This window comes from Haloferax mucosum ATCC BAA-1512, from assembly GCF_000337815.1.
Taxonomy (GTDB): Archaea; Halobacteriota; Halobacteria; order Halobacteriales; family Haloferacaceae; genus Haloferax; species Haloferax mucosum.
Genome location: NZ_AOLN01000001.1, coordinates 288,954 through 312,943, shown reverse-complemented (window position 1 = coordinate 312,943; position 23,990 = coordinate 288,954). Strand labels below are relative to the sequence as shown.

Annotated in this window: 23 protein-coding genes and 1 pseudogene; 11 read left to right on the top strand and 13 right to left on the bottom strand. The window is 63.7% G+C overall.

Annotated elements, in window-relative coordinates:
• Window positions 1–15: 15 nt before the first annotated feature.
• The 5 genes from C440_RS01465 to C440_RS01445 form a co-directional block, all read right to left on the bottom strand.
• Window positions 16–996 carry a PLP-dependent cysteine synthase family protein gene (locus tag C440_RS01465; protein ID WP_008317560.1) on the bottom strand — a complete coding sequence of 327 codons (981 nt, stop codon included), beginning with the start codon at window positions 994–996 and terminating at the stop codon, window positions 16–18.
• A gap of 95 nt (window positions 997–1,091) precedes the next feature.
• Window positions 1,092–1,430, bottom strand: coding sequence for a DUF5798 family protein (locus C440_RS01460; protein ID WP_008317559.1), 339 nt, complete (start codon window positions 1,428–1,430; stop codon window positions 1,092–1,094).
• Window positions 1,431–1,552: 122 nt separating this feature from the next.
• On the bottom strand, window positions 1,553–2,611 hold the full coding sequence (locus tag C440_RS01455) for an ABC transporter permease (protein ID WP_008317557.1): 1,059 nt from the start codon (window positions 2,609–2,611) through the stop codon (window positions 1,553–1,555).
• Entirely contained in the window at window positions 2,604–4,481 is a 1,878-nt protein-coding gene (locus C440_RS01450; protein WP_394324851.1) for an ABC transporter permease family protein, read from the bottom strand. The genes C440_RS01455 and C440_RS01450 overlap by 8 nt, the downstream gene beginning before the upstream one ends.
• A gap of 47 nt (window positions 4,482–4,528) precedes the next feature.
• Window positions 4,529–5,446, bottom strand: a complete 918-nt coding sequence (locus tag C440_RS01445) for an ABC transporter ATP-binding protein (protein WP_008317554.1) — start codon at window positions 5,444–5,446, stop codon at window positions 4,529–4,531.
• Between the two features lie 111 nt (window positions 5,447–5,557).
• On the opposite strand from C440_RS01445, the gene C440_RS01440 reads away from it, so the two are divergent.
• Window positions 5,558–5,788: a hypothetical protein gene (locus C440_RS01440; RefSeq protein WP_008317553.1), complete on the top strand. Its 231-nt coding sequence runs from the start codon at window positions 5,558–5,560 to the stop codon at window positions 5,786–5,788.
• A gap of 45 nt (window positions 5,789–5,833) precedes the next feature.
• Here C440_RS01440 and C440_RS01435 read toward each other — a convergent pair whose 3' ends face one another.
• Complete coding sequence (locus tag C440_RS01435) at window positions 5,834–6,694, bottom strand: 3-hydroxyacyl-CoA dehydrogenase family protein (protein WP_008317551.1); 861 nt, start codon at window positions 6,692–6,694, stop codon at window positions 5,834–5,836.
• A gap of 115 nt (window positions 6,695–6,809) precedes the next feature.
• Here C440_RS01435 and C440_RS01430 point away from each other — a divergent pair, with 115 nt between their 5' ends.
• The 4 genes from C440_RS01430 to C440_RS01415 all read left to right on the top strand — a co-directional run bounded on the left by C440_RS01430 (window position 6,810) and on the right by C440_RS01415 (window position 11,814).
• The gene (locus C440_RS01430; RefSeq protein ID WP_008317549.1) at window positions 6,810–7,958 is read left to right on the top strand and encodes a DUF7409 domain-containing protein; all 1,149 of its coding nucleotides are present in this window, start codon (window positions 6,810–6,812) and stop codon (window positions 7,956–7,958) included.
• Window positions 7,959–8,429: 471 nt separating this feature from the next.
• Window positions 8,430–9,323: a class 1 fructose-bisphosphatase gene (locus C440_RS01425; RefSeq protein ID WP_008317547.1), complete on the top strand. Its 894-nt coding sequence runs from the start codon at window positions 8,430–8,432 to the stop codon at window positions 9,321–9,323.
• A 116-nt stretch (window positions 9,324–9,439) separates the two neighbouring features.
• The gene (locus C440_RS01420) at window positions 9,440–11,188 is read left to right on the top strand and encodes an acyl-CoA carboxylase subunit beta (RefSeq protein ID WP_008317544.1); all 1,749 of its coding nucleotides are present in this window, start codon (window positions 9,440–9,442) and stop codon (window positions 11,186–11,188) included.
• 266 nt (window positions 11,189–11,454) lie between these two features.
• Complete coding sequence (locus C440_RS01415) at window positions 11,455–11,814, top strand: DUF5658 family protein (RefSeq protein WP_008317542.1); 360 nt, start codon at window positions 11,455–11,457, stop codon at window positions 11,812–11,814.
• A gap of 16 nt (window positions 11,815–11,830) precedes the next feature.
• Here C440_RS01415 and C440_RS01410 read toward each other — a convergent pair whose 3' ends face one another.
• From C440_RS01410 to C440_RS01400, 3 genes are all read right to left on the bottom strand, one after another.
• Window positions 11,831–12,328 (bottom strand): hypothetical protein, encoded by a 498-nt coding sequence (locus C440_RS01410; RefSeq protein WP_008317540.1) that lies wholly within the window; start codon window positions 12,326–12,328, stop codon window positions 11,831–11,833.
• Between the two features lie 25 nt (window positions 12,329–12,353).
• A complete protein-coding gene (locus C440_RS01405) occupies window positions 12,354–12,785 on the bottom strand; it encodes a DoxX family membrane protein (protein WP_008317538.1) in 432 nt (143 codons plus the stop codon).
• 83 nt (window positions 12,786–12,868) lie between these two features.
• Window positions 12,869–13,360: a MaoC family dehydratase gene (locus C440_RS01400; protein WP_338035384.1), complete on the bottom strand. Its 492-nt coding sequence runs from the start codon at window positions 13,358–13,360 to the stop codon at window positions 12,869–12,871.
• Window positions 13,361–13,556: 196 nt separating this feature from the next.
• Between C440_RS01400 and gdhB the strand changes: the two genes are divergently transcribed.
• The 5 genes from gdhB (at window position 13,557) to pyrI (ending at window position 18,790) form a co-directional block, all read left to right on the top strand.
• Window positions 13,557–14,843: a glutamate dehydrogenase GdhB gene (gdhB, locus tag C440_RS01395; protein ID WP_008317535.1), complete on the top strand. Its 1,287-nt coding sequence runs from the start codon at window positions 13,557–13,559 to the stop codon at window positions 14,841–14,843.
• A 115-nt stretch (window positions 14,844–14,958) separates the two neighbouring features.
• Window positions 14,959–15,798 carry an HpcH/HpaI aldolase/citrate lyase family protein gene (locus tag C440_RS01390; protein ID WP_008317534.1) on the top strand — a complete coding sequence of 280 codons (840 nt, stop codon included), beginning with the start codon at window positions 14,959–14,961 and terminating at the stop codon, window positions 15,796–15,798.
• Between the two features lie 112 nt (window positions 15,799–15,910).
• Window positions 15,911–17,164: a Glu/Leu/Phe/Val family dehydrogenase gene (locus C440_RS01385; protein ID WP_008317533.1), complete on the top strand. Its 1,254-nt coding sequence runs from the start codon at window positions 15,911–15,913 to the stop codon at window positions 17,162–17,164.
• Window positions 17,165–17,412: 248 nt separating this feature from the next.
• Window positions 17,413–18,330 (top strand): aspartate carbamoyltransferase, encoded by a 918-nt coding sequence (gene pyrB, locus C440_RS01380; protein ID WP_008317531.1) that lies wholly within the window; start codon window positions 17,413–17,415, stop codon window positions 18,328–18,330.
• On the top strand, window positions 18,323–18,790 hold the full coding sequence (gene pyrI / locus C440_RS01375; protein ID WP_008317530.1) for an aspartate carbamoyltransferase regulatory subunit: 468 nt from the start codon (window positions 18,323–18,325) through the stop codon (window positions 18,788–18,790). Before pyrB ends, pyrI begins: the two co-directional genes overlap by 8 nt.
• A 7-nt stretch (window positions 18,791–18,797) precedes the next feature.
• Here pyrI and C440_RS01370 read toward each other — a convergent pair whose 3' ends face one another.
• Window positions 18,798–20,378, bottom strand: a complete 1,581-nt coding sequence (locus tag C440_RS01370; protein ID WP_008317528.1) for a response regulator — start codon at window positions 20,376–20,378, stop codon at window positions 18,798–18,800.
• Between the two features lie 459 nt (window positions 20,379–20,837).
• Between C440_RS01370 and C440_RS01365 the strand changes: the two genes are divergently transcribed.
• Complete coding sequence (locus tag C440_RS01365; protein WP_008317527.1) at window positions 20,838–21,713, top strand: hypothetical protein; 876 nt, start codon at window positions 20,838–20,840, stop codon at window positions 21,711–21,713.
• Between the two features lie 297 nt (window positions 21,714–22,010).
• On the opposite strand, the pseudogene C440_RS01360 reads toward C440_RS01365, so the two are convergent.
• The 3 genes and pseudogenes from C440_RS01360 to C440_RS01350 form a co-directional block, all read right to left on the bottom strand.
• A pseudogene (locus C440_RS01360) lies at window positions 22,011–22,301 on the bottom strand (SDR family oxidoreductase); the annotation flags it as partial.
• A gap of 29 nt (window positions 22,302–22,330) precedes the next feature.
• A complete protein-coding gene (locus C440_RS01355; RefSeq protein ID WP_008317522.1) occupies window positions 22,331–23,056 on the bottom strand; it encodes a ThuA domain-containing protein in 726 nt (241 codons plus the stop codon).
• A gap of 105 nt (window positions 23,057–23,161) precedes the next feature.
• Window positions 23,162–23,965, bottom strand: coding sequence for an enoyl-CoA hydratase/isomerase family protein (locus C440_RS01350; protein ID WP_008317520.1), 804 nt, complete (start codon window positions 23,963–23,965; stop codon window positions 23,162–23,164).
• Window positions 23,966–23,990 lie beyond the last annotated feature (25 nt).

Below are 23,990 nucleotides of genomic sequence, written 5' to 3'. Positions count from 1 at the left end.
AGCGGAAGCTTCCTGTTATCCTTCCCACGACTCGAAGTCGCCGTAGATACCCTTCGAAAGGTAGCGCTCCGAGGAGTCGGGGAAGACGGTGACGACAGAATCGTACGGGAGGTCGATTTCACCGGTGGCGGCGCGTTCGGCCACGTCGAGCGCGGCGAGAGAGTTCGCGGCCGCACTCGACGCGACGAGATGCCCCTCTTCTGCGGCGAGTCGTTGCATCTCCGCGTGGCTGTCGCGGTCAGAAATCTGGACGATTTCGTTGACTAACTCGGGGTCGAATAGTTCGTTCGTATCGGTGTCGTGTGTGCCGATACCTTCGGTCTTGTAGGGTGCTTCCTCCACGTCGCGGTCGTGAAGCGTCGAGTAGAGCGACCCCGTAGGCTCGACGGCGGTGACGAAGGTGTCTTCGTGGTGTTCGCGGCCGTATCGTGCCATTCCCATGAGCGTGCCAGCGGTTCCGCATCCGGCGACGAGCGCACCGACTTCGTCGTCGAGCGCGTCGTAAACTTCCGGGGCGGTCGTCTCGTAGTGCGCCTCGGGGTTCAGCGGGTTCGAGAACTGTTGTGGGACGACCGCGTCGTCGAGTTCGTCGGCGAGTTGGTGAGCGCGTTCGATAGCGCCAGCCATGTCGTCTTCGGTAGGCGTGTTCACCACGTCGGCGCCGAGCGCGCGCATGAGCGTCTGTTTTTCGACGCTGAAACGCTCGGGAACGACGAAGACGGCGCGGATACCGAGTTGTCCGGCGGCGACGGCGAGTCCGATACCGGTGTTACCGGCGGTCGGCTCGATAACGGTCCCGCCTTCGGGGAGTTCGCCCGATTCGAGCATCTGTTCGAGCATATACTTCCCGATGCGGTCTTTGATGCTCGCGCCGGGATTGAACGACTCGAGTTTGGCGTAGACGGGCACCTCGTCGGGTGATTCTTGCACCCGAACGAGCGGCGTCTCACCGATGGTGTCGAGCACCGAGTCGAACGGTTCGCGGTGCGTGGTCATACGGGGGCAAATGTTGCCCCCGTTCCTGAACGTTTCCATCCGCTCGTCGCGGGAGCCGTCGTTCGAAATTCGCGGAGAAATCGAGGCTCCGAACGCTACTGGTCGGCCGATGTGGATTCGTCGCGGGTCCCGGTCGTCACGTCGTCAGAAGACTCGTCACCGGTCGCGTCGGCTTCGGACTCGTCCTCCGCTTGGGTGATGTGCGCCTGTGCGACGGCCGCGTCGAGGTCGATGCCCTGGTCCTCGGCAATCGCTTCGAGAATCGCCCGCTGTTCGGCGTTTTCGGATTCGAGACGGTCAACTCGCGCTTTCGTCTCTGTGACCGTCTCGCGGACCTCGACGATTTGCTCGCGCAACTCGTTGAGCTTCTTGTATACGTCTTCGGCCATCTCTGCGACCTTCTGGAGCTTCTTTGCGGTTCCTCCGAGTGCCATATGTCGCCCCTCGGACTCCGGACATGTACGCGTTCCGGTGGCAAGCGGCCTCAGTTGCCTGCGCGAAAGCAATCGAGAACGTGGGTCGGAACCACGAAGCTATCTCCGCCCGCAGAGTGCCGTTATCCGAGTTCGTTCGGGTCAACCCGGGAGACGACGACTCGCAACCCGACGAGTCCGACGAGACCGACTCCGACGAGACCAAGAACGGCCGCCCGCGGGCCGACGCCTGCGGTTCCGAGTGCCAACTTCGCCGCCGAGTTCGCAGGGTTGAGCGGTAGGAGCGACGTTCCGGCGAAGACGAGCAACACGCCGAGCGAGTAGAGCAGTTGCGACGTGCGGCGGTCGGGTGCCGTGATTGCGACGGTCGCGCCGAGCGTGACGACCACAGCCGAGAGCCCGGCGACCATTCCGAACAGCCACGGCAGGTTGGCGATGGCGGTCCCATTCAGTTGGAGCAAGAACATCCACGCGACCGCCTGAATCGGGGCTAACCCGCCCGCGGCGAGGAGTTTTCCATCGACGACGGTCGAGAAACTCACTGGTGCAACCCGAAGCAGTTCGAGCGTCCCGCGGGCGACCTCTTCGGTCAGCGAGTCTACGACGAGCGACCCGGAGATGAACACGGGCAAGAACAACAAAAGCGGGACGAGCACCGTGTAGGTAAAGCCGAAATACGGACTCGACTCGATTGCTGTCGGCACGGGAAGCGGCGTGGTGGAGAGGAACGGACTCCGCTCGGCGCGCTCGGTTCGTTCCAGTTCGCGGAGCGCGCCACGGAGTCTAACGACGACTGCGGTCGTCTCCACGCCGGTATCAGGCGCGACCGCGGCGACCTGTATGCGCCCGTCTTCGCCCGTCGATGCCCGTAAGACGGCATCGACCTGCCGTTCTTCGAAGGCCGTCATCGCGGTGGATTGAGACGTGTAGATGCGTCCGTTGAGTCCGGATTCGGAGCCGACGGCGCGTAATAAGTCGTCAACAGCGTCTTCGTCGCCGGCGATGGCGACATCGACCTGATAGCTCGCCGCGCCGGGGTCGTACAGGGAGACGAGACCGACGACGAGGAACGATGAAAACGCCGCCACGAAGAGCTGAATCGCCAGCGCCAACACGATGGTTTTCTCCTTTCGTAAACTGTCGAGTTCGCGCCGAGCGATGGTGAATCGCGGACTACCCAAGGAACGACACCACCTGAAGGTTGTAGACGAGGTGAATCGCAATCGCGCCGACGAGCGAGAGGGCGTAGGCGGATTTACTTCGGCTTGCGCCCAGCGCGGTGACGCTCGCCGTTACGGCGTGAAGCACGAGCGGTGCGAGGAGCAAGCCGACCGCGACGAGCGGGACCACCCCTGCGGAGTCGGCGAGGCCGATACCGGCGGGCGCGAACGCGGTCTGTCCGAGCGTCAGCGATTGCAGTCCGGCGATTTGTGCGATGGCGGTGAACTTCTCGCCCACGAAGAAGCCGAGACCCGACAGTCCGCCGAGGACGAGCGACGTTCGAATCGTCCGCGCGAATCGGCCCTTCTCGAAGGCCGCGTAGACGTGAAGGCTCTTTGCGAATTCTTCGACGACCGCGACCGCGACGAGGACGAGCGGGACGGTCACGTCGATTGGGAGGATGAACAACACGGCGATAGCGAGGAGTTCGGCGATGAAGACGAACGGAATCGACAGCGCCGACAGCGACGCGACGGAACGCGGGCGCGAGATGCGACTGTCGAGCGCGTCGAGGAACTTGAGCGGGACCGACCGCTGGGTGAACATGTCTTCTTCGCGGTAGACGCCGGTGCCGAGGAGGAACAACACGACCGCGGCGAGGAGAATCGGAGCGACCGAGAAGGCGAACTCACCGAGTGGGATTGACCCGCCGCCCAAGTCGCGGACGACGAGCGTCAGCGGCGAGATGAGCGCGATTGGCGTGACGTTCGTGAAGATGGCCGGAACGAACGTGTAGGTCGTCAAGAAGACCGAGACAGTCACCGTGACGAACGTGAGTTCTTTGAACGAGCGGGCGAACATCGCGCCGACGAACGTCGCGGAGAGAAACAGGAGTCCGACCGGGACGACGGCCGCGATGGAGACGAGACCACCGCCGACGGCCGCCGCGATGACGGTGGTGATTGCGACCGTGCCGAGCAGATACGGGAGCGTCTTTCCGGCGACGATATCACCCGGCGAGACGGGTGCGACCAACAGAAGTTCGCCGCGCCGATTAATTCGCTCGTTGAGGATGCTCGACCCGTAGGCCTGAATCACGAAGTTCATCGGCACGAGAAAGGCGAACGCGAGGACGAGCGACGCGAAGGGAAACGGCGGGTTGATGTTCGCGGGCGAACCGCTCGTGTCGCCGCCGAAGAGACTTGCCGCGCCGCCGAGCGGGGGTGCGCCGACTTCGCCGTCGTCTGCGGCCGCCGCATCGGACGCGCTCGGACCGGTTCCGACCGAACCGTCGCCGGTCGTCGTGTCGGCTGGCGAATCGCTCTCGCCCGCTCCGTCAGTACCCGACGGGCCGGCGGAGTCACCTGCAGTGCCCGCGCCTCCCGACCCGCCATCGACGCGACTCCCTGCGGGAACGAGTGCACCGCGCTCTCGGTACTGGAGCGTGACGACGACGGGGAACGCCGCGGATTCGTTCTCCTCGGCGAGCATCTGTCGTTCGTTGTACGATTCGACCGCGTCGCGGAACGCCCCGTAGGCCGCGTCACCGGTCCGCGTGTCGGCGACTGAGACGTGTCGTTCGGTGACGATGAGTTCGACGTTCGCGTCGGAGATCGGTCGCGGGTCGAGCGTCGGCGACTGCTCGACTGCGTCGTAATACGGGCTATCGGCGGCGATGCCGACTCGGTAGAGGTCGCGGTCGAGGGCGACGCCGCCGCCCGCCGCTCCAGCGGCGATTCCACCGGCGACGACGAGAGCGACGAGTCCGAGAACGGCGGTGCGGCGGTCAACCGTCCCGGCCGAGCGCGACACCTCCCAGCGGGCGATTCTGGTTACGGCGCGGGCGTGTGCGACGAGTTGCGTCCAGAGATGGGCCAGTCGCGCCCGAATTCCGTCGCGGTCGCTGGACGAGTCGCCGTCGGTAGAGGGTTCGTCGGTCACGAGCGCCCGCGACCTCCTTCAACGGTGCTCTTCGTCGGCGCGTCGGCGGCGAGTCGGAGGAAGATGTCTTCTAGCGACGCCTCGTCGGTTCGGATGTCGGCGACGCGGCCACCCGCCGCTTCGGCCGTTTCGCGGAGCGATTCGACGGCCGCCATGTCATCGACGACCGCGACGTGGCGCTCGCCGTCGGGACCGGTTTCGGTTTCGGTCTGCGGGAGCGAGACGGTCGTGTAGACGCGGTAGGTCGTCTCGCCGTGTTTCGCACGTATCTCGGGGACCGTCCCGCGGGCGATGATTTCGCCGCGGTTCATGATGACCACACGGTCGCAGATGGATTCGACGTGAAACAAGTTGTGAGCGCTGAACACGACGGTCTTGTCCTCGTCGCGGAGTTCTTGAACGAAGTCGAGCACGACGTTCGTCGTCAGCGGGTCGAGACCGCTCGCGGGTTCGTCGTAGATGAGCAAATCGGGGTCGTTGACGAGCGAGCGGGCGATTGCGACCTTGCGTTTCATCCCCTTGGACATGTCGCCGATGCGTCTGTCTCGGTATTCGAGGTCGAGGCGGTCGAGCACTCGGCTGGTTCGCTCGTCGGCCACATCGCGGGGTACGTCGTACAGGTCCGCGAAGAAACGAAGATACGACCGCGGCGTCATGTCCTCGTAGAGCGGCGATTCCTCCGGGAGGAAGCCGAGTTTGCGTCGCATCTCGGGGTCCTCGGGGTCGAAGCCGAGGACCGACGCCGTGCCGGCGGTCGGTTCGACGAGACCGGCGAGCATCTTCAGCGTCGTCGTCTTTCCCGCACCGTTTGGGCCGACGATGCCGAACACCTCGCCCGACTCGACCGCGAAGTCGCTTCCCACGACGGCGGGAAAGTCGCCGTAGGCTTTTCGCAAGTTCTCGACCGTTATCATTGCCAGACCTTCACGCGGGACGGCATAAAAGGGTTCGCGCGGGGTTTCAGAACTGATAGGCGTTCGAGTCGCGGGCAAACAGTTTGGTATTTCGGCGGTGAAAGAACCGGTGTGCCCGCAGACGACTACCTCTCGCCGACCTTCGTGCTCTTCGTCGGCGGCTTCGTCGCCGCCATCTTCCTGTTCGGCGCGCTCCTCACCGCCGCCGCGGGCGCTGGCACCGGCAGTTCCGAGGTGGTGGCCGGGCTGGCGGCCGCACTAGCCGGGGTGGGCGGTCTGTTCTTCCTTGTTAGCGTGGTCGTCGCCGGCGTGATGCGCGCCCGAGAGAAATCGAAGTCGTAAGCGTCGAAAATTGAACTGGTCGCGTGTCGCCTCGCCGCGACCGGATTAGTCGTACTCGTAGAAGCCCTTCCCGGTCTTCTTACCGAGGTCGCCGGCGGCGACTTTGCGCTTGAGCAGGTACGCGGGCTTGTATCGATCGCCGAGTTCCTCGAAGAGCGTCTCGGAGGCGTCCAGACAGATGTCGAGACCGATGTGGTCGGCGAGCGTGAGCGGTCCCATCGGGACGTTCGTGCCGAGGGTCATCCCGCGGTCGATGTCCTCTTTCGAGGCGACACCCTCGTCGTAGGCGCGAATGCCCTCGTTGAGCCACGGCATCAGGATGCGGTTGGTGACGAATCCGGGCTTGTCGTCGGACTCCCACGTCTCCTTGCCGAGGTCCTCGGAGAACTCGTGGGCGAACTCGACCACTTCGGGGTCGGTCTTCTCGCCGCGGACGACTTCGACGCCCTTCATGATGGGGACGGGGTTCATGAAGTGCAGGCCGACGACCAGTTCGGGCCGCTCCGTCGCGGCCGCGATTGTCGTAATCGAGAGCGTACTCGTGTTCGTCGCAAGGACGACGCCCTCGGGGACGATATCGTCGAGGTCGGCGAAGATGTCGCGCTTGATGTCCATGTTTTCGACGGCCGCCTCGACGACGAGGTCGCAGTCGGCGAGGTCGTCCAGTTCGGTCGTGCCTGTGATGCGGTCTTTCGTCGCCTCGGCTTCGCTCTCGCTGAGTTTGTCTTTCGAGACGAACCGCGAGAGACTGTCCGCGATGGATTCGAGTCCGTTTTCGACGTACTCGGCTTGGAGGTCGCGCATGACCACGTCGTAGCCTGCCATCGCCGCGACCTGTGCGATTCCGTTACCCATCGTTCCAGCACCGACAACGCCCACCGTGTCAATCTCGTTCGTACCGTGCATGTGGGCCACTGCGCAAGGTGGTGAGGTAAAACTTGCCGAAGCGACGAGAATCGTGACAAACTCGTGACTATCACGGAAACGCTCAAGTTCGGGGCCGAAATGGAGATATGCAACGGTGACTGGCACGAATGAGACGGGCAAACGAGACGAAGGCGGCGCTGAAGGGGGAACGGGGGACGTGCAGGATCACCTAACCGACGCCGACGAGGAGTCGAACCCGACCGACGCGCGGCTATCCGAGGGGGACGACAGTGCGCCGGACGGAGACGATGGCGACGACAGTGCGCCGGACGGAGACGATGGCGACGACAGTGCGCCGGACGGAGACGATGGCGACGACAGTGCGCCAACGAATGGCGACGACGCCACCGGTGGCTCCGAACTACGGCTCCCCGTATCGAGCTATCAAGCGTACATCACCGAACACGACGACCTCCCGACGGACACCGACGAGGCAATCGAACACCTCCTCAGTCCGCGGCCGTACGACGCGCCCGACGCGGTACCGACCGCGTTGGAGGACCTGAAGTACATCGGCCCGGCGACGGCCGAGTCGCTGTCCGCGTCGAACATCGATGCGGGCGCAATCGTCGATGGGGACGTGTGCTACCGCGACCTCGTCGAGGCGGACGTCAATCCCGGCGTCGCGGCGAAGATTCGGCGCTGGCACTCGCTTTCGTGGTCGTTCGGCTCTGGTGAGGACTTAGACCGCCGGTCCTCGCAGGTCCGCGGCTTGGGCGACGACGAACGAGAGTGGGTCGCCGCGAGTTCCGGCGACTGGGGAACCGACGACGAGGACGACACCTCGGGCGATTGGACACCGACCGGGCAGGCTTCGGTGTCGCGCGGTCCGGACCGCGAGGGCGACTGGGAACCCTCGGGAGCGGACGCGACAAACGACGATTCACCGACGCAATCGGGCGATTGGACGCCGAGCGGACCCGACGAATCGCGGGGCAACAGTCCGAATCGAGGGGGCGACTGGACGCCGCGCGGGGGGGCTGAAACTCAATCGGGCGCGTCCGCCGACGGCTCTGGAGACGCGCTCGCCGCCGAGGCCGCGTGGCGCGAGCGGTCGAAACCGGAACCGGTGACGACGCTCGACGGAATCGACGCCGACGACGCCGACCTCCTCGCCGAGGCGGGCGTCCGATCGGTCCGACGACTCGCCACCGCGGACCCGGAACACGTCGCCGACGCGCTCCAAATCGACCCGACAGTCGTGAACGCGTGGAAATCGCAGGCGCTCGACGCGATGGAGTGAAGCGGTCAACGGGCGGAATCAGCGGGGAAAGTCAGCGGGCAGAAGCGAGGCAAAAACGAGACCTCGAATCCGAGCAAGCGCGAATAACGGGTTGGGACAGGGAAGATGGAACGCGGCACGACGTAATCGACGTGAAAGACTGCGCACTCGGAAAGCGGGGGACTCGCCGAAGTGCGTTCATAGGACCCGAAGATTTACTATATGTGTAGTAAGTTCTATTCATTGCATAAATTGCCGTAATATTTGGTTAGGGACTCCATAAACGCAAAATCCGGCACAATCACTCGTTCCCGATAGACGTAGTTTTTATATATTGGGTTACACCATCATGAACCAGATGATGTCCGGCTTCGACACGTCCGTCACATCCCCGCAAACGGACTCTCCGCCTTCGACAGCCCTCGGTCTCGGTTCCTACCTCGGTGGGACCGTGGCGCGCACCTCCCGCGGACCCGACGAGAGGTGTCTGTGATGGCAACCAAAGACATCAACACCGCCGACACGGCGCGCGAAATTCGGACCATCGACGAGGTCGTCGATGTCATTGCGAGCACCGCACCCGAGATTCGGACGGGACTGCCGGGCCGCCGCGTCGCGGCCGAAGAGGAGAACCCAAGCGGCGAGACGCAGATGGCCGCAGACGTGTTCGCCGACGACCTACTGTGTGAACGTATCGGCGCGCTCGAAGGCGTCGGCGAGTACGCGAGCGAGGAACGAGCCGAGTCCATCGACGTGGGGAACGGGTCGCTTTCTGTCGCACTCGACCCGCTCGACGGCTCGTCAAACCTCAAACCGAACAACACCATGGGGACCATCTTCGCCGTCTACGACGGGCCGCTTCCGGCGCACGGCCGCGACCTCGTCGCCGCCGGCTACGTCCTCTACGGGCCTGTCATGACGATGATTGTCGCCCGCGACGGCACCGTCAACGAGTACGTCGTCTACGACGATTCGAGCTACGAACTCGTCCGCGAGGACATCACACTCCCCGAAGACGGAACTGTCTACGGGTTCGGTGGCCGCGTTCCCGACTGGACCGACGATTTCGAAGCGTTCGCCCGCGAGGTCGAACAAGACGCGTCCCGAAAACTCCGCTACGGCGGGTCGATGATCGGCGACGTAAATCAGATTCTCACCTACGGCGGCATCTTCAGTTACCCGACGCTTCAGTCGGCTCCGGAGGGCAAACTCCGCGTACAGTTCGAAGGCTACCCAATCGGCTACGTTATCGAGACGGCTGGCGGGGCCACCTCCGACGGCACGAAGTCGCTTCTGGACGTTGACAAGGACGAACTCCACGCGCGCACGCCGCTCTACATCGGCAACACCGACCTCGTGACGAAACTCGAAGCGGCACTCGACTGAACTCCGAGACGGCTCTTTTCGACGGTCGAACGTGGTCTGTAGAGACCCGTACGCTCGGTTCGTTCGCCGAAACATACATGGAAAACCATTTTGAATCCGGTGATACATCCCAGTGTATGAAGGTCAGAATCGGCGACGGCGCGACCGGTGACGAGGCCGAAGCCATCGCAAGCGCGCTGGCTCGGCACCTCGGAACCGACGTGAACGTCTTCGTCGGCGACGGCGACGAGTCCGTGGCGAACGCCGAACCGCCCGCAGACGCCTTCCCACTCGACGACGACGAGGTGAGTCCGACAGAACGGGAAGCAAAGCTCCGCGAGGAAATCGCCGACATCCTCAGCGGTGGCCCGCAGAAGTACAAAGACCGCCTTCCCGAGTCGGGGAAGTTGTTCGTCCGCGACCGCCTCGACCACTGGTTCCCCGAGGGCCTGAAGTTCGAAGACGGCAAGTTCGCCAACTTCGACTCGTGGCACGAGGACTCGCCCGAGGTTGACGAAGCGGACCCGAACAACCGTCTGCCGGGCGACGGACTTCTTACCGGTGCCGCGGAGTTCGAGGGCCGCGACCTGCACTTCATGGCCAACGACTTCACCGTCAAGGCCGGGTCGATGGCCCGCCGCGGCGTCGAGAAGTTCCTGCGCATGCAACAGCGGGCGCTCAAGACCGGCAAGCCGGTGTTGTACCTGATGGACTCCTCCGGCGGCCGCATCGACCAACAAACCGGCTTCTTCGCCAACCGCGAAGGTATCGGGAAGTACTACTACAACCACTCGATGCTCTCGGGCTACGTACCGCAGATTTGCGTCCTCTACGGGCCGTGTATCGCAGGTGCCGCCTACACCCCGGTCTTCGCAGACTTCACCATAATGGTCGAAGGCATGTCCGCGATGGCCATCGCCTCGCCGCGTATGGTGAAGATGGTGACCGGCGAGGAGATTTCCATGCAGGACCTCGGCGGCGCACAGATGCACGCCCAAGAGTCCGGTAGCGCCGACCTCGTCGCCCGCGACGAAGAACACGCCCGCGAACTCGTCTCGCAACTCATCACGTATCTGCCCGATAAGGCGGGCGAGAAGCCGCCGCGGTCCGACCCGAAACCGCCGCGGCTCTCTCCCGGCGGCATCGACGAACTCATTCCCGAGTCGCCGAACCGCCCCTACGACGCCCACGACCTCATCGAGCGCGTCGTAGACGCCGAATCGGTGTTCGAACTGAAACCCGACTACGGGAAAGAAATCGTCACCGCGTTCGCCCGCATCGACGGTCGGCCGGTCGGTATCGTCGCCAACCAGCCGACAGAGCGCTCGGGCGCGATCTTCCCCGACGCCGCCGAGAAGGCCGCAGAGTTCATCTGGACCTGCGACGCCTACGAGATTCCACTGCTCTACCTCTGTGACACGCCGGGCTTTATGGCCGGGTCGCAAGTCGAAAAAGACGCGATTCTCGAAAAGGGCAAGAAGTTCATCTACGCCACGTCGTCGGCGACGGTCCCCAAACAGACCGTCATCGTCCGCAAGGCCTACGGCGCGGGTATCTACGCGATGGGTGGTCCCGCCTACGACCCCGACAGCGTCATCGCGCTTCCGTCGGGCGAAATCGGTATCATGGGTCCCGAAGCGGCTATCAACGCCGTCTACGCGAACAAACTCGACGCAATCGACGACCCCGAAGCGCGCAAACAGCGCGAAGCCGAACTCCGCGAGGAGTACCGCGAGGACATCGACGCCCACCGGATGGCGAGCGAAGTCGTCATCGACGAAATCGTCCCGCCGTCGAGTCTCCGCGACGAACTCGTCAACCGCTTCGAGTTCTACGCCGACGTGGACAAGTCGCTCCCGGACAAGAAACACGGCACTGTCCTCTGAACGGGACCTGACGGACCGGCCGAGTTCCCACCGACGGAATCGTACCGGTCCGGACCCGTCTCGAAGCCCAAATGTCTCGCACTTTTGAATAGTTCGGATTCGTGTCTTTCTGGACGACTGGACGTTAATTCTCAGTTTTTCGGCCGGATAATGTCTCGATAAGTGACCTAAGCAGTTCGTACTGAGGAGTGTCCCGACTCAATGGCTCGTATCGAGGGCCGAGACGTTCCCGGTCGGCGGGACCGCTCGTTCGTCGGTGTCCTATCATGAGCCACGAGATTCCCCGGTTCCGGGGGTTCCAAGCGACGCTGTCGAATGCGGTGAGCGGTGACCACGCCCTCTGGGGCGTGACCATGTTGGCGTTCGCGCTCGACGTGTTGACCACGCTGTACGGACTCGGACAGGGGTTGACGGAGCTGAATCCGGTCGTTCTCGCACTGATGCCGACCCTCGGTGCGGTCGGGTCGTTGCTCTTTTTGAAACTCGTCGTCGTCGCGGTCGCCGTCGGTGCGTGGACGACCCTGCCGGCGCGATATCGCGCGTCGATTCCAATCGGCGTCGCCGTGCCGTGGGGCGTCGCGGGGCTGATGAACGTCCAACTCATCCTTGCGACGACAGTCAGGTAGTTCGGGACGGTGGCGCTTACGACTGGGAATCCGGGCACTTGTCGTCCCCACGGGACGAAAAGAAGTTGAGCGTGCCCGACTGATATTCGACGACGACGCTGTAGCACGCCTCGTCTTCGTACGTGACCGACTCGTGTTCGCCTTCTCCCACGACTTCGACGGAGACGGTTTGCCGCCCGCGCTCGGCCGGGAGTCCGTCAGAGACGACGGGAACTGGCTCAGCCGTCACCGAGTCGTTCGTGGAACTGTCGCCCGATGTCACGGTCTCGTCGGTGCCGACTTTCCTCGCTGGAGCGACGACGTGCGTCCGTTCGTACGTCACGGTCTCGTCCGTCTCGATTCGGAGTCCGAACCGGTGGACTGCGGCGTCGGTATTGAGGAGTTGAACTTCTGCGATACGCGCCGACGGCGCTTGGAAGGGGTTGGGTGCACCAGTACATCCGCAAAGCGCCATCGTGGCGACTCCGCCGAGCGTCTGCAGTGCGCGCCGTCGAGACCGAGAGAGAAACGACATGGACCTCTCACCGTATCGTGTCTATTCACCTATAATTTCTGCCTCGAAGCGAATCGACGAGCACGGCCCACGCGAGTCCGGCGAGACCGACGTCGCGGGCGAGCACGTCGCCGAACAGACCGCCTTCGACGACGAAGACGACCGCGAGATAGAGACACGTCACCGTGAGCGAGACGGCCGCGACGGCGCTCGCAACACTGGTGTATCGGTCCGCGACGATGGCCGCGCCGAAGCCGACTTCGAGGACGCCGTTGACGAGCATGAACGCGACGGGCGAGACGACGAGAAACGGCGCGAGCCAGTCTGTGACGTAGGCCGACCACGCGAGCGGGTCGAGAAGTTTGTGAACGCCAGCGGCGAACACCATCGCTCCGAGACCGACTCGCGCGACGGCCGTCGGCGCGGGTGCGCGAGCGGCGAACTCGGAGAGACGAGACGCAAACCCGTCGAAGTCCATAGCCGACGTAGCGACGCGAGAAAGAAAGCGGTACGGGTAGCGAGGGTGGGACGAGCGGGCGTCCGGGTTGGAGGCGACGGTGCCTACGCTACGTCAGCGTGCGCTTTCTTCAGCGACAGGGCCGTGCGCTCGAACTCACAGACGAGGTCGTCGTCCTGATTGAACACTTCGACGTGCATCGTCACGACGCCGCGGTCGCCGTCTGAGGTCTCGCGCTTGTCGAGGACGGTCGTCTGCGCGCGGAGCGTGTCGCCGTGAAACACCGGGTTCGGATGCGACACGTCGTCGTAGCTCAGATTCGCCACGATGGTTCCGTCGGTCGTGTCGGGAATCGAGAGACCGACGGCGAGACTCATCGTGTACAGCCCGTTGACTAACCGCTCGCCGAACTGCGTCTCGGACGCGAACTCGGCGTCGAGGTGGAGCGGTTGCTGGTTCATCGTCATGTCGCAGAACTGCTGGTTGTCCGACTCGGAGACGGTGCGACGCTTTTCGTGTTCGATGGTCTGGCCGACCTCGAACTCCTCGTAGTACAGACCGGTCATAGTCGAGAATGTGTAAGACCGTGATAAAATCGTGCCGGTCGAACCCGGACTTACGCGGTGTGACAACTATTGCCCCGAGCGAAACCAGATAACAACCATTATAATTACCGACAGTCGAGGCATGCGAAAGCGCACTCTGACAGCCCCCGATGGCGGTCGGAGGTCGCGCGAGGCAGTACCCCCTGTCAAACCGGCTCCGCCGGCACGTGGCCGGCACGAATGCACTATGGCATCCGCAGCACCATCCACCGAGACGGACGACGAACCGACGGAAGAGACAGCCCTCGAAACGGCCCGCCGACAGCTCGAACGCGCGGCGGAACACCTCGACGTGGACCCCGGCGTCATCGAGCGCCTGCGCCACCCAAACCAGGTTCACCGTGTTTCGGTCCCGCTCGAACGTGACGACGGCTCGACCGCCGTGTACACCGGCTACCGCGCCCAGCACGACAGCGTGCGCGGCCCTTACAAGGGCGGCCTCCGGTTCCACCCCGACGTGACCGAAGACGAGTGTATCGGTCTCTCGATGTGGATGACGTGGAAGTGCGCCGTGATGGACATCCCCTTCGGCGGCGGCAAAGGCGGCATCGTCGTCAACCCCAAGGACCTCTCGACCGACGAGAAAGAGCGTCTCACCCGACGCTTCGCCGAAGAACTCCGTCCGTTCATCGGTCCCACGAAGGACATCCCCGCGCCCGACATGGGTACGGACGCACAGACGATGGCGTGGTTCATGGACGCCTACTCGATGCAGGAAGGCGAGACGCAGGCTGGCGTCGTGACGGGCAAGCCGCCGGTCGTCGGCGGAAGCAAGGGTCGTGACACCGCGCCCGGCCGCTCTGTCGCCATCATCGCCCGCGAGGCAATCGACTACCACGGCTGGGACATCGAAGACACCACCGTCGCCGTGCAAGGATTCGGTTCCGTCGGTGCGCCCGCCGCGCGCCTCCTCGACGATTACGGCGCGACGGTCGTCGCCGTCTCCGACGTGAACGGAGCCATCTACGACCCCGACGGTCTCGACACGCACGACGTGCCGACCCACGAAGAAGAGCCTGAGGCCGTCATGAAGTACGACGCACCGCAGAAGCTCTCCAACGAGGAACTCCTCGAACTCGACGTTGACGTGCTCATCCCTGCGGCCATCGGCAACGTCCTGACCGCCGAAAACGCAAACGACGTGCAGGCGAGCCTCATCGTCGAGGGTGCCAACGGCCCGACCACCTCGGCCGCTGGCGAAGTCTTCGAACAGCGCGACATCCCGGTCGTCCCCGACATCCTCGCCAACGCCGGCGGCGTCACCGTGAGCTACTTCGAGTGGCTCCAGGACCTCAACCACCGCTCGTGGTCGCTCGAACGCGTCCACGACGAACTCGAATCCGAGATGCTCAGCGCGTGGGACGCAGTCCGCGAGCAGGTCGAAGAAAACGACGTGACGTGGCGCGACGCCGCCTACATGGTCGCGCTCAAGCGCGTCGCGGCCGCTCACGAACACCGCGGTCTCTGGCCCTGAGACAGCCGTTCGAGCCGTAGCCGGCGACGACGCGGTTCAGCCACAGGCGTTCGCTTTTTCGTCAGACATCCGAACGGTATCATTCTTGACAGTGCCGAACGAAACGCTATCTACGATGCCACGACGCAGTGTGTTGTTTTCCCCCGGCGACAGACCGGAACTGATGCGAAAAGCGCCCGAATCGGGTGCCGACGTGCTCGTGTTCGACCTCGAAGACGCCGTTGCGCCCGAGCGAAAAGCCGAGGCGAGAGCGGCCGTCGTCGAAGTGCTCGCGGACCCCGAGTTCGACCCCGACGCCGAAGTCACGGTTCGAGTGAATCCGGGCGAGACCGGACTTGACGATATCACGGCCGTCTGCGAACGCCAGCCACCGGACGCGCTCGTCGTCCCGAAAGCGACGGGTTCGACGGACGTGACGCGCGTCGCCAGCGCCGCGAGAGAAGTCGGTGCCGACTGTCCCGTCATCGCAATCATCGAGAGCGCCGCGGGCGTGCTCGCCGCCCCCGACGTTGCCGCCGCGGCCGACACCGCGGCCGTCATCTTCGGCGCAGAGGACTTCGCGGCCGACGTGGGCGCGACGCGGACCGAGGACGGAACCGAGGTGCTCTACGCCCGTGAGCGCGTCGTCGTCGCGGCCGCCGCCGCCGACGTCGATGCCATCGACACGCTCCACGTCGATTATCAGGACGAAACCGGACTCCGCGCAGACGCCCGGTTCGGTCGGGAACTCGGCTACGACGGGAAACTCGCAATCCACCCCGCACAAGTGCCCATCATCAACGACGCCTTTTCGCCCGACACCGAGGACGTGACGTGGGCGAGGAAGGTGCTTCGCGCCCGCGACGAAGCGGCCGCCGAGGGCCGCGGTGTCTTCGGCGTTGACGGCGAGATGATAGACGCGCCGCTCGTCAAACAAGCCGAAAATATCCTCGACCGAGCGGACGAATCGTACTAACGCCCCTCCGTCGTCTGTTTAAGGTTGTCGCGTGAGGTACAAATGCGTATTACTGTCATGATATGCTAAAATCCCCGCTACGCTTAAACGGGTGCCTACAGGCTATTAGGTCATGTCACAAGAGGCGAATCCATTCGAGAGTTTGCAGGAGCAAATCGACGACGCGGCGGCCTACCTCGACGTGCGCGGCGACGTAATCGAGCGACTGAAAAACCCCGAACGAGTCCTCGAAACGAATCTCTCCGTCGAGATGGACGACGGCGATATCGGCGTGTTCCGTGCCTACCGGTCGCAGTTCAACGGCGACCGCGGCCCGTACAAAGGCGGCATTCGCTATCACCCGGGCGTCACCCGCGACGAGGTGAAGGCGCTTTCCGGCTGGATGGTCTACAAGTGCGCCGTCGTTGACATTCCCTACGGCGGCGGCAAGGGCGGCATCGTCATCGACCCGTCCGACTACAGCGAGACCGAACTCGAACGCGTCTCGCGGGCGTTCGCAAAGGAACTCCGCCCGCTCATCGGCGAAGACCGCGACATTCCCGCGCCGGACGTAAACACCGGCCAGCGCGAGATGAACTGGATCAAAGACACCTACGAGACCCTCGAAAACACCACCGCGCCGGGCGTCATCACGGGGAAGGCGCTCTCGAACGGTGGGAGCGAGGGCCGCGTCGAAGCGACCGGTCGCTCGACGATGCTCACGGCGCGCGAGGCGTTCGACTACCTCGACCGCGACATCGAGGGCGCGACGGTCGCCGTACAGGGTTACGGGAACGCTGGCTCCGTCGCCGCGAAACTCATCGAAGACCTCGGCGCGACGGTCGTCGCCGTCTCCGACTCCTCCGGTGCAGTCTACAACCCCGACGGTATCGACGCCCGCGACGTCAAGCAGTTCAAAAACGAGACCGGAAGTGTCTCCGGTTACCGCGACACCGAGGCGCTAACGAACGACGAACTGCTCACGCTCGACGTTGACCTGCTCGTCCCCGCGGCGCTCGAAAACGCCATCGACGGTGAACTCGCCCGTGAGGTACAGGCGGACATGATCGTCGAGGCCGCGAACGGCCCGCTCACACCCGAGGCCGACGAGGTACTCACCGGACGCGACGTACACGTCCTGCCCGACATTCTCGCCAACGCGGGCGGCGTCACCGTGAGTTACTTCGAGTGGGTCCAGAACCGCCAGCGCTTCTACTGGACCGAAGAGCGCGTCAACGACGAACTCGAACGCATCATCGTCGATGCCTTCGACAACCTCGTCGAAGCCTACGAGACACACGACCTCCCGAACTTCCGGACCGCGGCGTACGTCGTCGCTATCCGACGCGTCGTCGATGCGTACGACTCCAGCGGCAACTGGCCCTGAGCGCACCGGCGACGAGCGGTATCGACACCGAGACCGCGCGTGAACTGCGTCCTGCGAACTGAGGGCCATTCGACCGCCCGCGGGTTGGTATCTCCCGTTCGTTCGCCGATTACCTACGATTCGGTTGCGGTTCGTCGTCTCTCGTCCACAGTTCGTCCACAGCCGGATTGCTTGTGCATGGTTTTGTATATCACACGCGTCGGCCGATGCCGAGGGATTCAAGTCGATATAGGTCGCCTGATTCACCGATGCGTCAGGACCACCTCATCTCCGCGGCACACCTCTCGCGGGAGGACATCGAGGCGGTGCTCGACCGCGCGGCCGAAATCGACGACGATACGGCCGCATTCCGGCAACGGCACGCCGGAAAGGTTCTTGGGCTCTGTTTTTTCGAGCCGAGCACGCGAACTCGAATGAGCTTCGACACCGCGATGAAACGCCTCGGCGGCCAGACAGTCGATATGGGACCCGTCGAGTCCTCGTCGGTCAAGAAAGGCGAGACGCTCGCCGACACCGTTCGCGTGGTCGAAGGCTACGCGGACGCGCTCGTGCTCCGTCACCCGAGCGAGGGCGCGGCCACGATGGCCGCCGAGTTCGTTGACATCCCGCTCGTCAACGCCGGTGACGGCGCGGGCCAACACCCGAGTCAGACGCTCCTCGACCTCTATACGATTCGAGAGAACGCCGGACTCGACGACCTCACTATCGGTATCATGGGCGACCTGAAGTACGGGCGGACGGTGCACTCTCTCGCGGGGGCGCTGACGAACTTCGACGTCAGCCAGCACTTCATCAGCCCCGAGAGCCTTCGTCTCCCGCGAAACGTTCGGTACGACCTCCACGCCGCTGGCGCGCAGGTCAAAGAGCACACGCAACTCGACGACGTGCTTCCCGAACTCGACGTGCTCTACGTGACGCGCATCCAGCGCGAGCGTTTCCCCGACGAAAACGAGTACCGAAAGGTCGCGGGGCAGTACCAAATCGACGCCGAGACGCTGGAGGCCGCCACCGACGACCTCACCGTCATGCACCCGCTTCCGCGCGTGGACGAGATTTCGCCCGATATCGACGACACCGACCACGCGACGTACTTCGAACAGGCTCACAACGGCATCCCGGTCCGGATGGCGCTTCTGGACATCCTCCTCTCCCAAGCCGATGACTGACGACCACCAACTCCGCGTCTCGAAGATTCAAAACGGAACCGTCATCGACCACGTCGCCGCCGGACAGGCACTCAACGTCCTCGCCATTCTCGGCATCGACGCCACGAGTGGCGAAGCGGTCTCGGTCGGGATGAACGTCCCGTCGGACCGCCTCGGCCGCAAAGACATCGTCAAGGTCGAAGGCCGCGAACTGAGCCAGTCCGAAGTGGACGTACTTTCGCTCATCGCGCCCGCGGCGAGCATCAACATCGTCCGCGATTACGACGTGGTCGAAAAGAACCGCGTCGTGCGTCCCGACATCGTCACGGGCATTATTTCCTGTCCGAACCGCAACTGCATCACCAACGCCGACGAGCCGATTACCTCCCGCTTTACGGTCCTCTCAGACGGCGTTCGCTGTGATTACTGCGAGTCCATCGTTCGAGAAGACGAAGTCGCCGCCAACCTCGACGTCAACTAACCGCCGCTTACAGTTTGTACGGCTCTGGTTCGTCAGAGTCGCCGTCTGCGTTTTCACCCTCCGTCAGCCCGTCTGTCCGTGCTGTGTCTCTCAGGGACTCTCCATTTTCTACGCCGTTCAGGTCGCCCACGCCATCGACACCCGACCCGTCGAGTTCGGGTTCCGAATCGGTGAACGAGACCCCGGTGAACTCGAAGCGAGCGCCGCTGGACGAACAGTCAACGACCGAAACCGACCATCCGTGCGCCTCGGCCAGCGACCGAACGATGTCGAGACCGAATCCCGTGCCGTTCGGCGCGGTCGTGAATCCAGGCTCGAACACCTGTCCCGCGATATCCGAGTCGATGCCGTTGCCGTCGTCTTCGACCACGAACCCGGTGTCGCCGTCCAGCACCTCGACTGTCACCGTCGGCGTCGGCCCAGCGTGGTCGGCGACGTTCCGAAAGAGGTTCTCGAACAGTCGTTGGAGACGCGCGGAGTCGGCGTGGATGACCTTCTCGGTGTCGATGTCGAGGGTTGCGTTGCCGGTGTCGGCGGTGTCCCACGCCTGTTCGACGAGCGATTCGAAGGCGATAGGCGAGAACTCGACGACGGTCCGCTCCCGCCGCGCCGCCTTCAGGACGTTGCTGACGATTTCGCTCATCCGGTCGAGCGAGGTGGCGACGCGTTCGAGGTACTCGGAGTCGTTTTCCTGTCGTTCGAGGTTGAGGAACCCGGTCGAGATAGAAAGCGGATTTCGAAGGTCGTGCGAGAGGACGCGCGCGAACTCGTCGAGTCGTTCGTTCTGCCGAGCGAGCCGTTCTTCGTGTTGTCTGAGAACGGTAATGTCGCGGCCGACGCCACAAAATCCGACGACGGTTCCGTCAGGCGCGACGAGACGGTGGCCGGTGAGTTGGAACAGAATCGTCCCTCTCGTCGTCGGGAGCCGCGCCTCGAAGACCGTCTCCCCGTTTTCCATCACCTGTTCGACGGCGCGTCTGACCACCTCGCTGTCGCCGTCTGCGAAGAACGACTCGGCGTGCGTGCCGAACAGTTCCTCGTCGGATTTGTTCGTGAGTTCGCTGAACCGACTGTTCCACGAGACGAGGCGGCCCTCCTGGTCGTAGACGTAAAACACGTCGTCGAGGGCGTCGAGAGCGTCTTCGACGACCCATCCACGGTCACCGTCCTGCCCGGATTCCGTGACCGAAACGCGCGTCGATTGTTCGACTCGGTGGCGACGGGCGAGACGGCCGACTCGCGGGGCGAGCGCCTCGTCCGGGTCGAAGGAGTCGCCCGTGAGGTATCCCGAGATGCCGAGGTCAACAAGCTCGGTCAACGACTGGGACGTGGGGTCGTCGGCCAAAAATACGACGGGGAACTCCAACTCGGCCGCGCGGGCCTCCCGGAGCACCGTCGTACCATCGCCATCAGGAAGCGTTTCAGCGAGAATCAGACAGTCGAACGAGCCGTCTTCGAGCGCCGAGCGCGCGGCGTCGAGCGTCTCGACGTGCTCGACCGTCATCCGCGATACGGCCTGCTCTACGGCCCGAGAAATGGCTCGGTCGCCGCCGACCGAGAGAACGCGGAGTTGCGGGTCGATGGACATCCGAAATCAGGCACGACTTGTGCGTGTTAGTGATTATCTTCCATAGTGATAATGCTTCTGTGAACGAGTACCCGAATTCGAAACACAATCAATCGTGTCGCGTGTCAGAAACAGCACTCCTCGTGTCGTCATCATGTCGTAATCAATTAGTGTCGTGCCGTCGTAGGCGTCAGTATGTCCAAAAAGGCGAAACTCGTCTTGGTACTGGCACTCGTCGCACTCGTTTACACCGTCTTCTCCGGCGACGGAGAGACCGTCGAAGTCGAGATCGAAGAGTAACTTCCCGTCTGTAACTCGGTCTCCTCCGACCGGGTTGGTTTCTATTTGCCGCGTGAGTACGGCGTGTCGCTGTGAGCTGTGTGTCCGTCTCTGGCCGAGTCAGACCGAAACCGCCGGCCGTCGCGTCCCGTGAGCGCCGAGAACGAACCACTTACCCGGCGTCCGCGCGAACCCGCGGATATGTACGGGGTCGTCACGCGCAACGCAGAGGAAATCGACTGGCCCGAGTTCGACCGCGGCTTCTACGAGGTCAAAGACGTGACCGGCCGGGCGGCCGCACCGCTTCCGAACGCCGTGAACATGATTTCGTGTTTCGGCGACACCGCCGCCGCGAACGAGGACCCGACTCTCGTCCCGGTCGATGACGAAGGCAACCTGGCGACGCGGGACCGAACCTACTTTGATTGGGCCTACATCTGCCCGACGAACGAGAAGTACCGCGCGGGCCTGCTCGAAATCATCGACGATGCGGCCGCCGAAAACGGCGACGTTCGACTCGACGACGTTGGTTTCCCCCGCGACGAATACTGCCGGTGTGAGCGTTGTACGACCCAGTTCGAGGCGTGGGCGGACGAACACGACCGCGACACCGACGACGAAGACGCGTGGTTCGAGTGGCGCGCGGCAGTCATCACCGACTTCGTGGCCGAGGCCGCAGAGCACATCCCCGGGCGCGTCTCTCTCACGCTCTATCCCGACCCGTATCCGGGCCACCTCTATCGACGCGCCGGTCTCGACATCGAAGCGCTCTCGGCGCACGTCGATGAGTTCGTCGTCCCGCTGTACGACACCCACTACGGAACGACCTACTGGTTGGAAACCATCGCACGAGGCTTCGTCTCCCTGTTAGCCCCCTACGACGTCTCGCTGTCGCTCGAACTGTACGCCGTGAACGTCGATGTAGACGACCTCATTCACGCGGTTGAGGTCGCAGACGAGTACGCCGAAGACGTGCTGTTCGGCTACGATGCGAGCAACGCGGCGGCGACGCTCCGCCGCATGACCGCCGACAGCAAGCGCGGAAAGACGTTCCGCCCGGACGACGCGACTCGCTAATCGTTCGACAGCCGAGAGACCAAACGAGACGTTAAATCGCGCCCGAGAGGTATCCGATAACGACGATTCCGAGGAGGAAGACCAGCGTTGCAACCGCGAACAGGACGAACATGAGTCGCCGCTGTCCACTCGTCGGTTGTGCCATGTTAGAACACTGAGAACTGTGGGTACTTATTGCACTCGGCGTTTCTCGGCGACGCGCTCACGCCGACGACTCACGCCGATTCGCAGTGGTTAGGAGCGCAAAAGATGAGGCGTTCAGAGCGTTCTCGGATGGTCACGGCCGTTACGGAACGCTCACGGGACGACGTAGCCGCCATCGACGACCATCGGGTGGCCGGTGACGAACGACGCGTCGTCAGAGCAGAGGTAGACGACGGTGCTTGCGATTTCCTCGGGTTTCCCGATGCGCCCGATTGGCTCGGCGGCGAGGAGTCCCTCCTGCACCGCTTCGTCATCGCCGACGACGCGCTCGACCATCGGCGTCTCGATGACGCCCGGACAGACGGCGTTGACGCGAACGTTCTCGGTTGCTACTTCGAGCGCGGCCGAGCGAGTCAGTCCGATAACGCCGTGTTTCGCCGCGTAGAGCTCGATTCGAGGCGGCTCGCGCGTCCCTATTCGAGGTCTTCGAGCGGGTCCGAGTTTCCGAAGTACGGGTCCGGTCCGTCTCCGGGTGCCGCCCAATCGACGGCGTTTACGAGGACGGTCCGAATCTCTGGTTGCTCGTAGATAGGGTACGTCTCGTGACCCGGCCGGAAGTAGAAGATTCGGCCCTTTCCACGCGTGTAGCAACAGCCGCTTCGGAACACTTCGCCGCCTTCGAACCACGAGAGGAACACGAGTTCGTCCGGCGCGGGAACGTCGAACCGCTCGCCGTACATCTCGGCTCTGGGCACCTCGAACGATTCGGGAAGTCCATCGGCGATAGGGTGGCCGGGTTCGACGGTCCAGACGCGTTCTGTTTCGCCCGCTTCGCGCCACTTGAGCGAACACGTCGTGCCCATCAGGCGCTTGAAGGGCTTGGAGTAGTGGCCCGAATGGAGGACGACGAAGCCCATCCCGTCGCGGACGCGCCCGGCGACGCGCTCGACAATCTCGTCATCGACTTCGTCGTGGGCTTTGTGTCCCCACCACGCTAGCACGTCCGTCTCGTCGAGGACCGACTCGGTGAGTCCGTGTTCGGGTTCGTCGAGCGTCGCAGTGTGCACGTCGTAGCCCACATCGCGGAGACCATCGGCGATGGTCTCGTGGATGCCGTCGGGGTAGATTACGGCGACGTCGTCGTTTTCTTTCTCGTGTCGGAACTCGTTCCAGACCGTGACGGTGGGGACCGTACTCATGTCAGCTTCAACTCGGGAGTCGGCCAAGTAGTCTGCGCTCACGGAAACCAGAGTGACTAATTGGCCGCTGACGCGTTGAGTGCAACGCACTGGACGGGAGCGTTCTTAACGGCCTTCGAACTCCGGTTCGCGCCGAGCCATGAACGATTCGACGCCCTCGGCGTGGTCTTCCGTCTCGAAGATGACGGCTTGTGCCGCCGCCTCGTGTTCGATAGCCGCCTCGATAGAGTCGTCGGGTCGGCGAAGCAGACGCTTGGAGGCGGTGAGCGCCTTCGTCGGCCCGCTCGTGATTCGCGCCGTCAACTCGTCCAGTTCGGCTTCGAACTCGTCGGCCGGGGCGACGCGGTTCACGACGCCGAGTTCGAGCGCCCGGTCGGGACCGAGCAGTTCGCCGGTATAGACGAGTTCCATCGCCACATTTCGCCCGACGAGTCGAGGAAGCAGGTACGACAGTCCCGAATCGACTGCGAGACCGACACGACGGAAGCCGAATCCGATGTGGGAATCCTCGCTGAGCAGTTGGAGGTCGCAAGCGATTGCGAGCGAGGCTCCCGCGCCGACGGCCGCGCCGTCGATAGCCGCGACAGTCGGGAGGTCGCACTCGTACACGCGACGGACGCAGTCGGCGGTGTCGTGGACGATGTGGTCCACAGCGTCGGGAAGCGACATCGCGTCGGCCTGAAGTTCCATCATGGCGTTCACGTCGCCGCCGGCGCAGAACACACCCTCGCTCCCGCGGAACACGACGCATCTGGCGTCGTCCGGGAGCGACGACAGCGCCTCGCGCACCCCGGCCGTCACGTCAACGGTCAGTGCATTTCGCGTCTCCGGGGCGTCGAGCGTCACCGTGGCGACGCCGGCGTCGATATCGAGTCGTACTGCATCGGAATCGAGTTCGACCTCGGTCATCCTCGACGTGGACGTGCAGAATCGT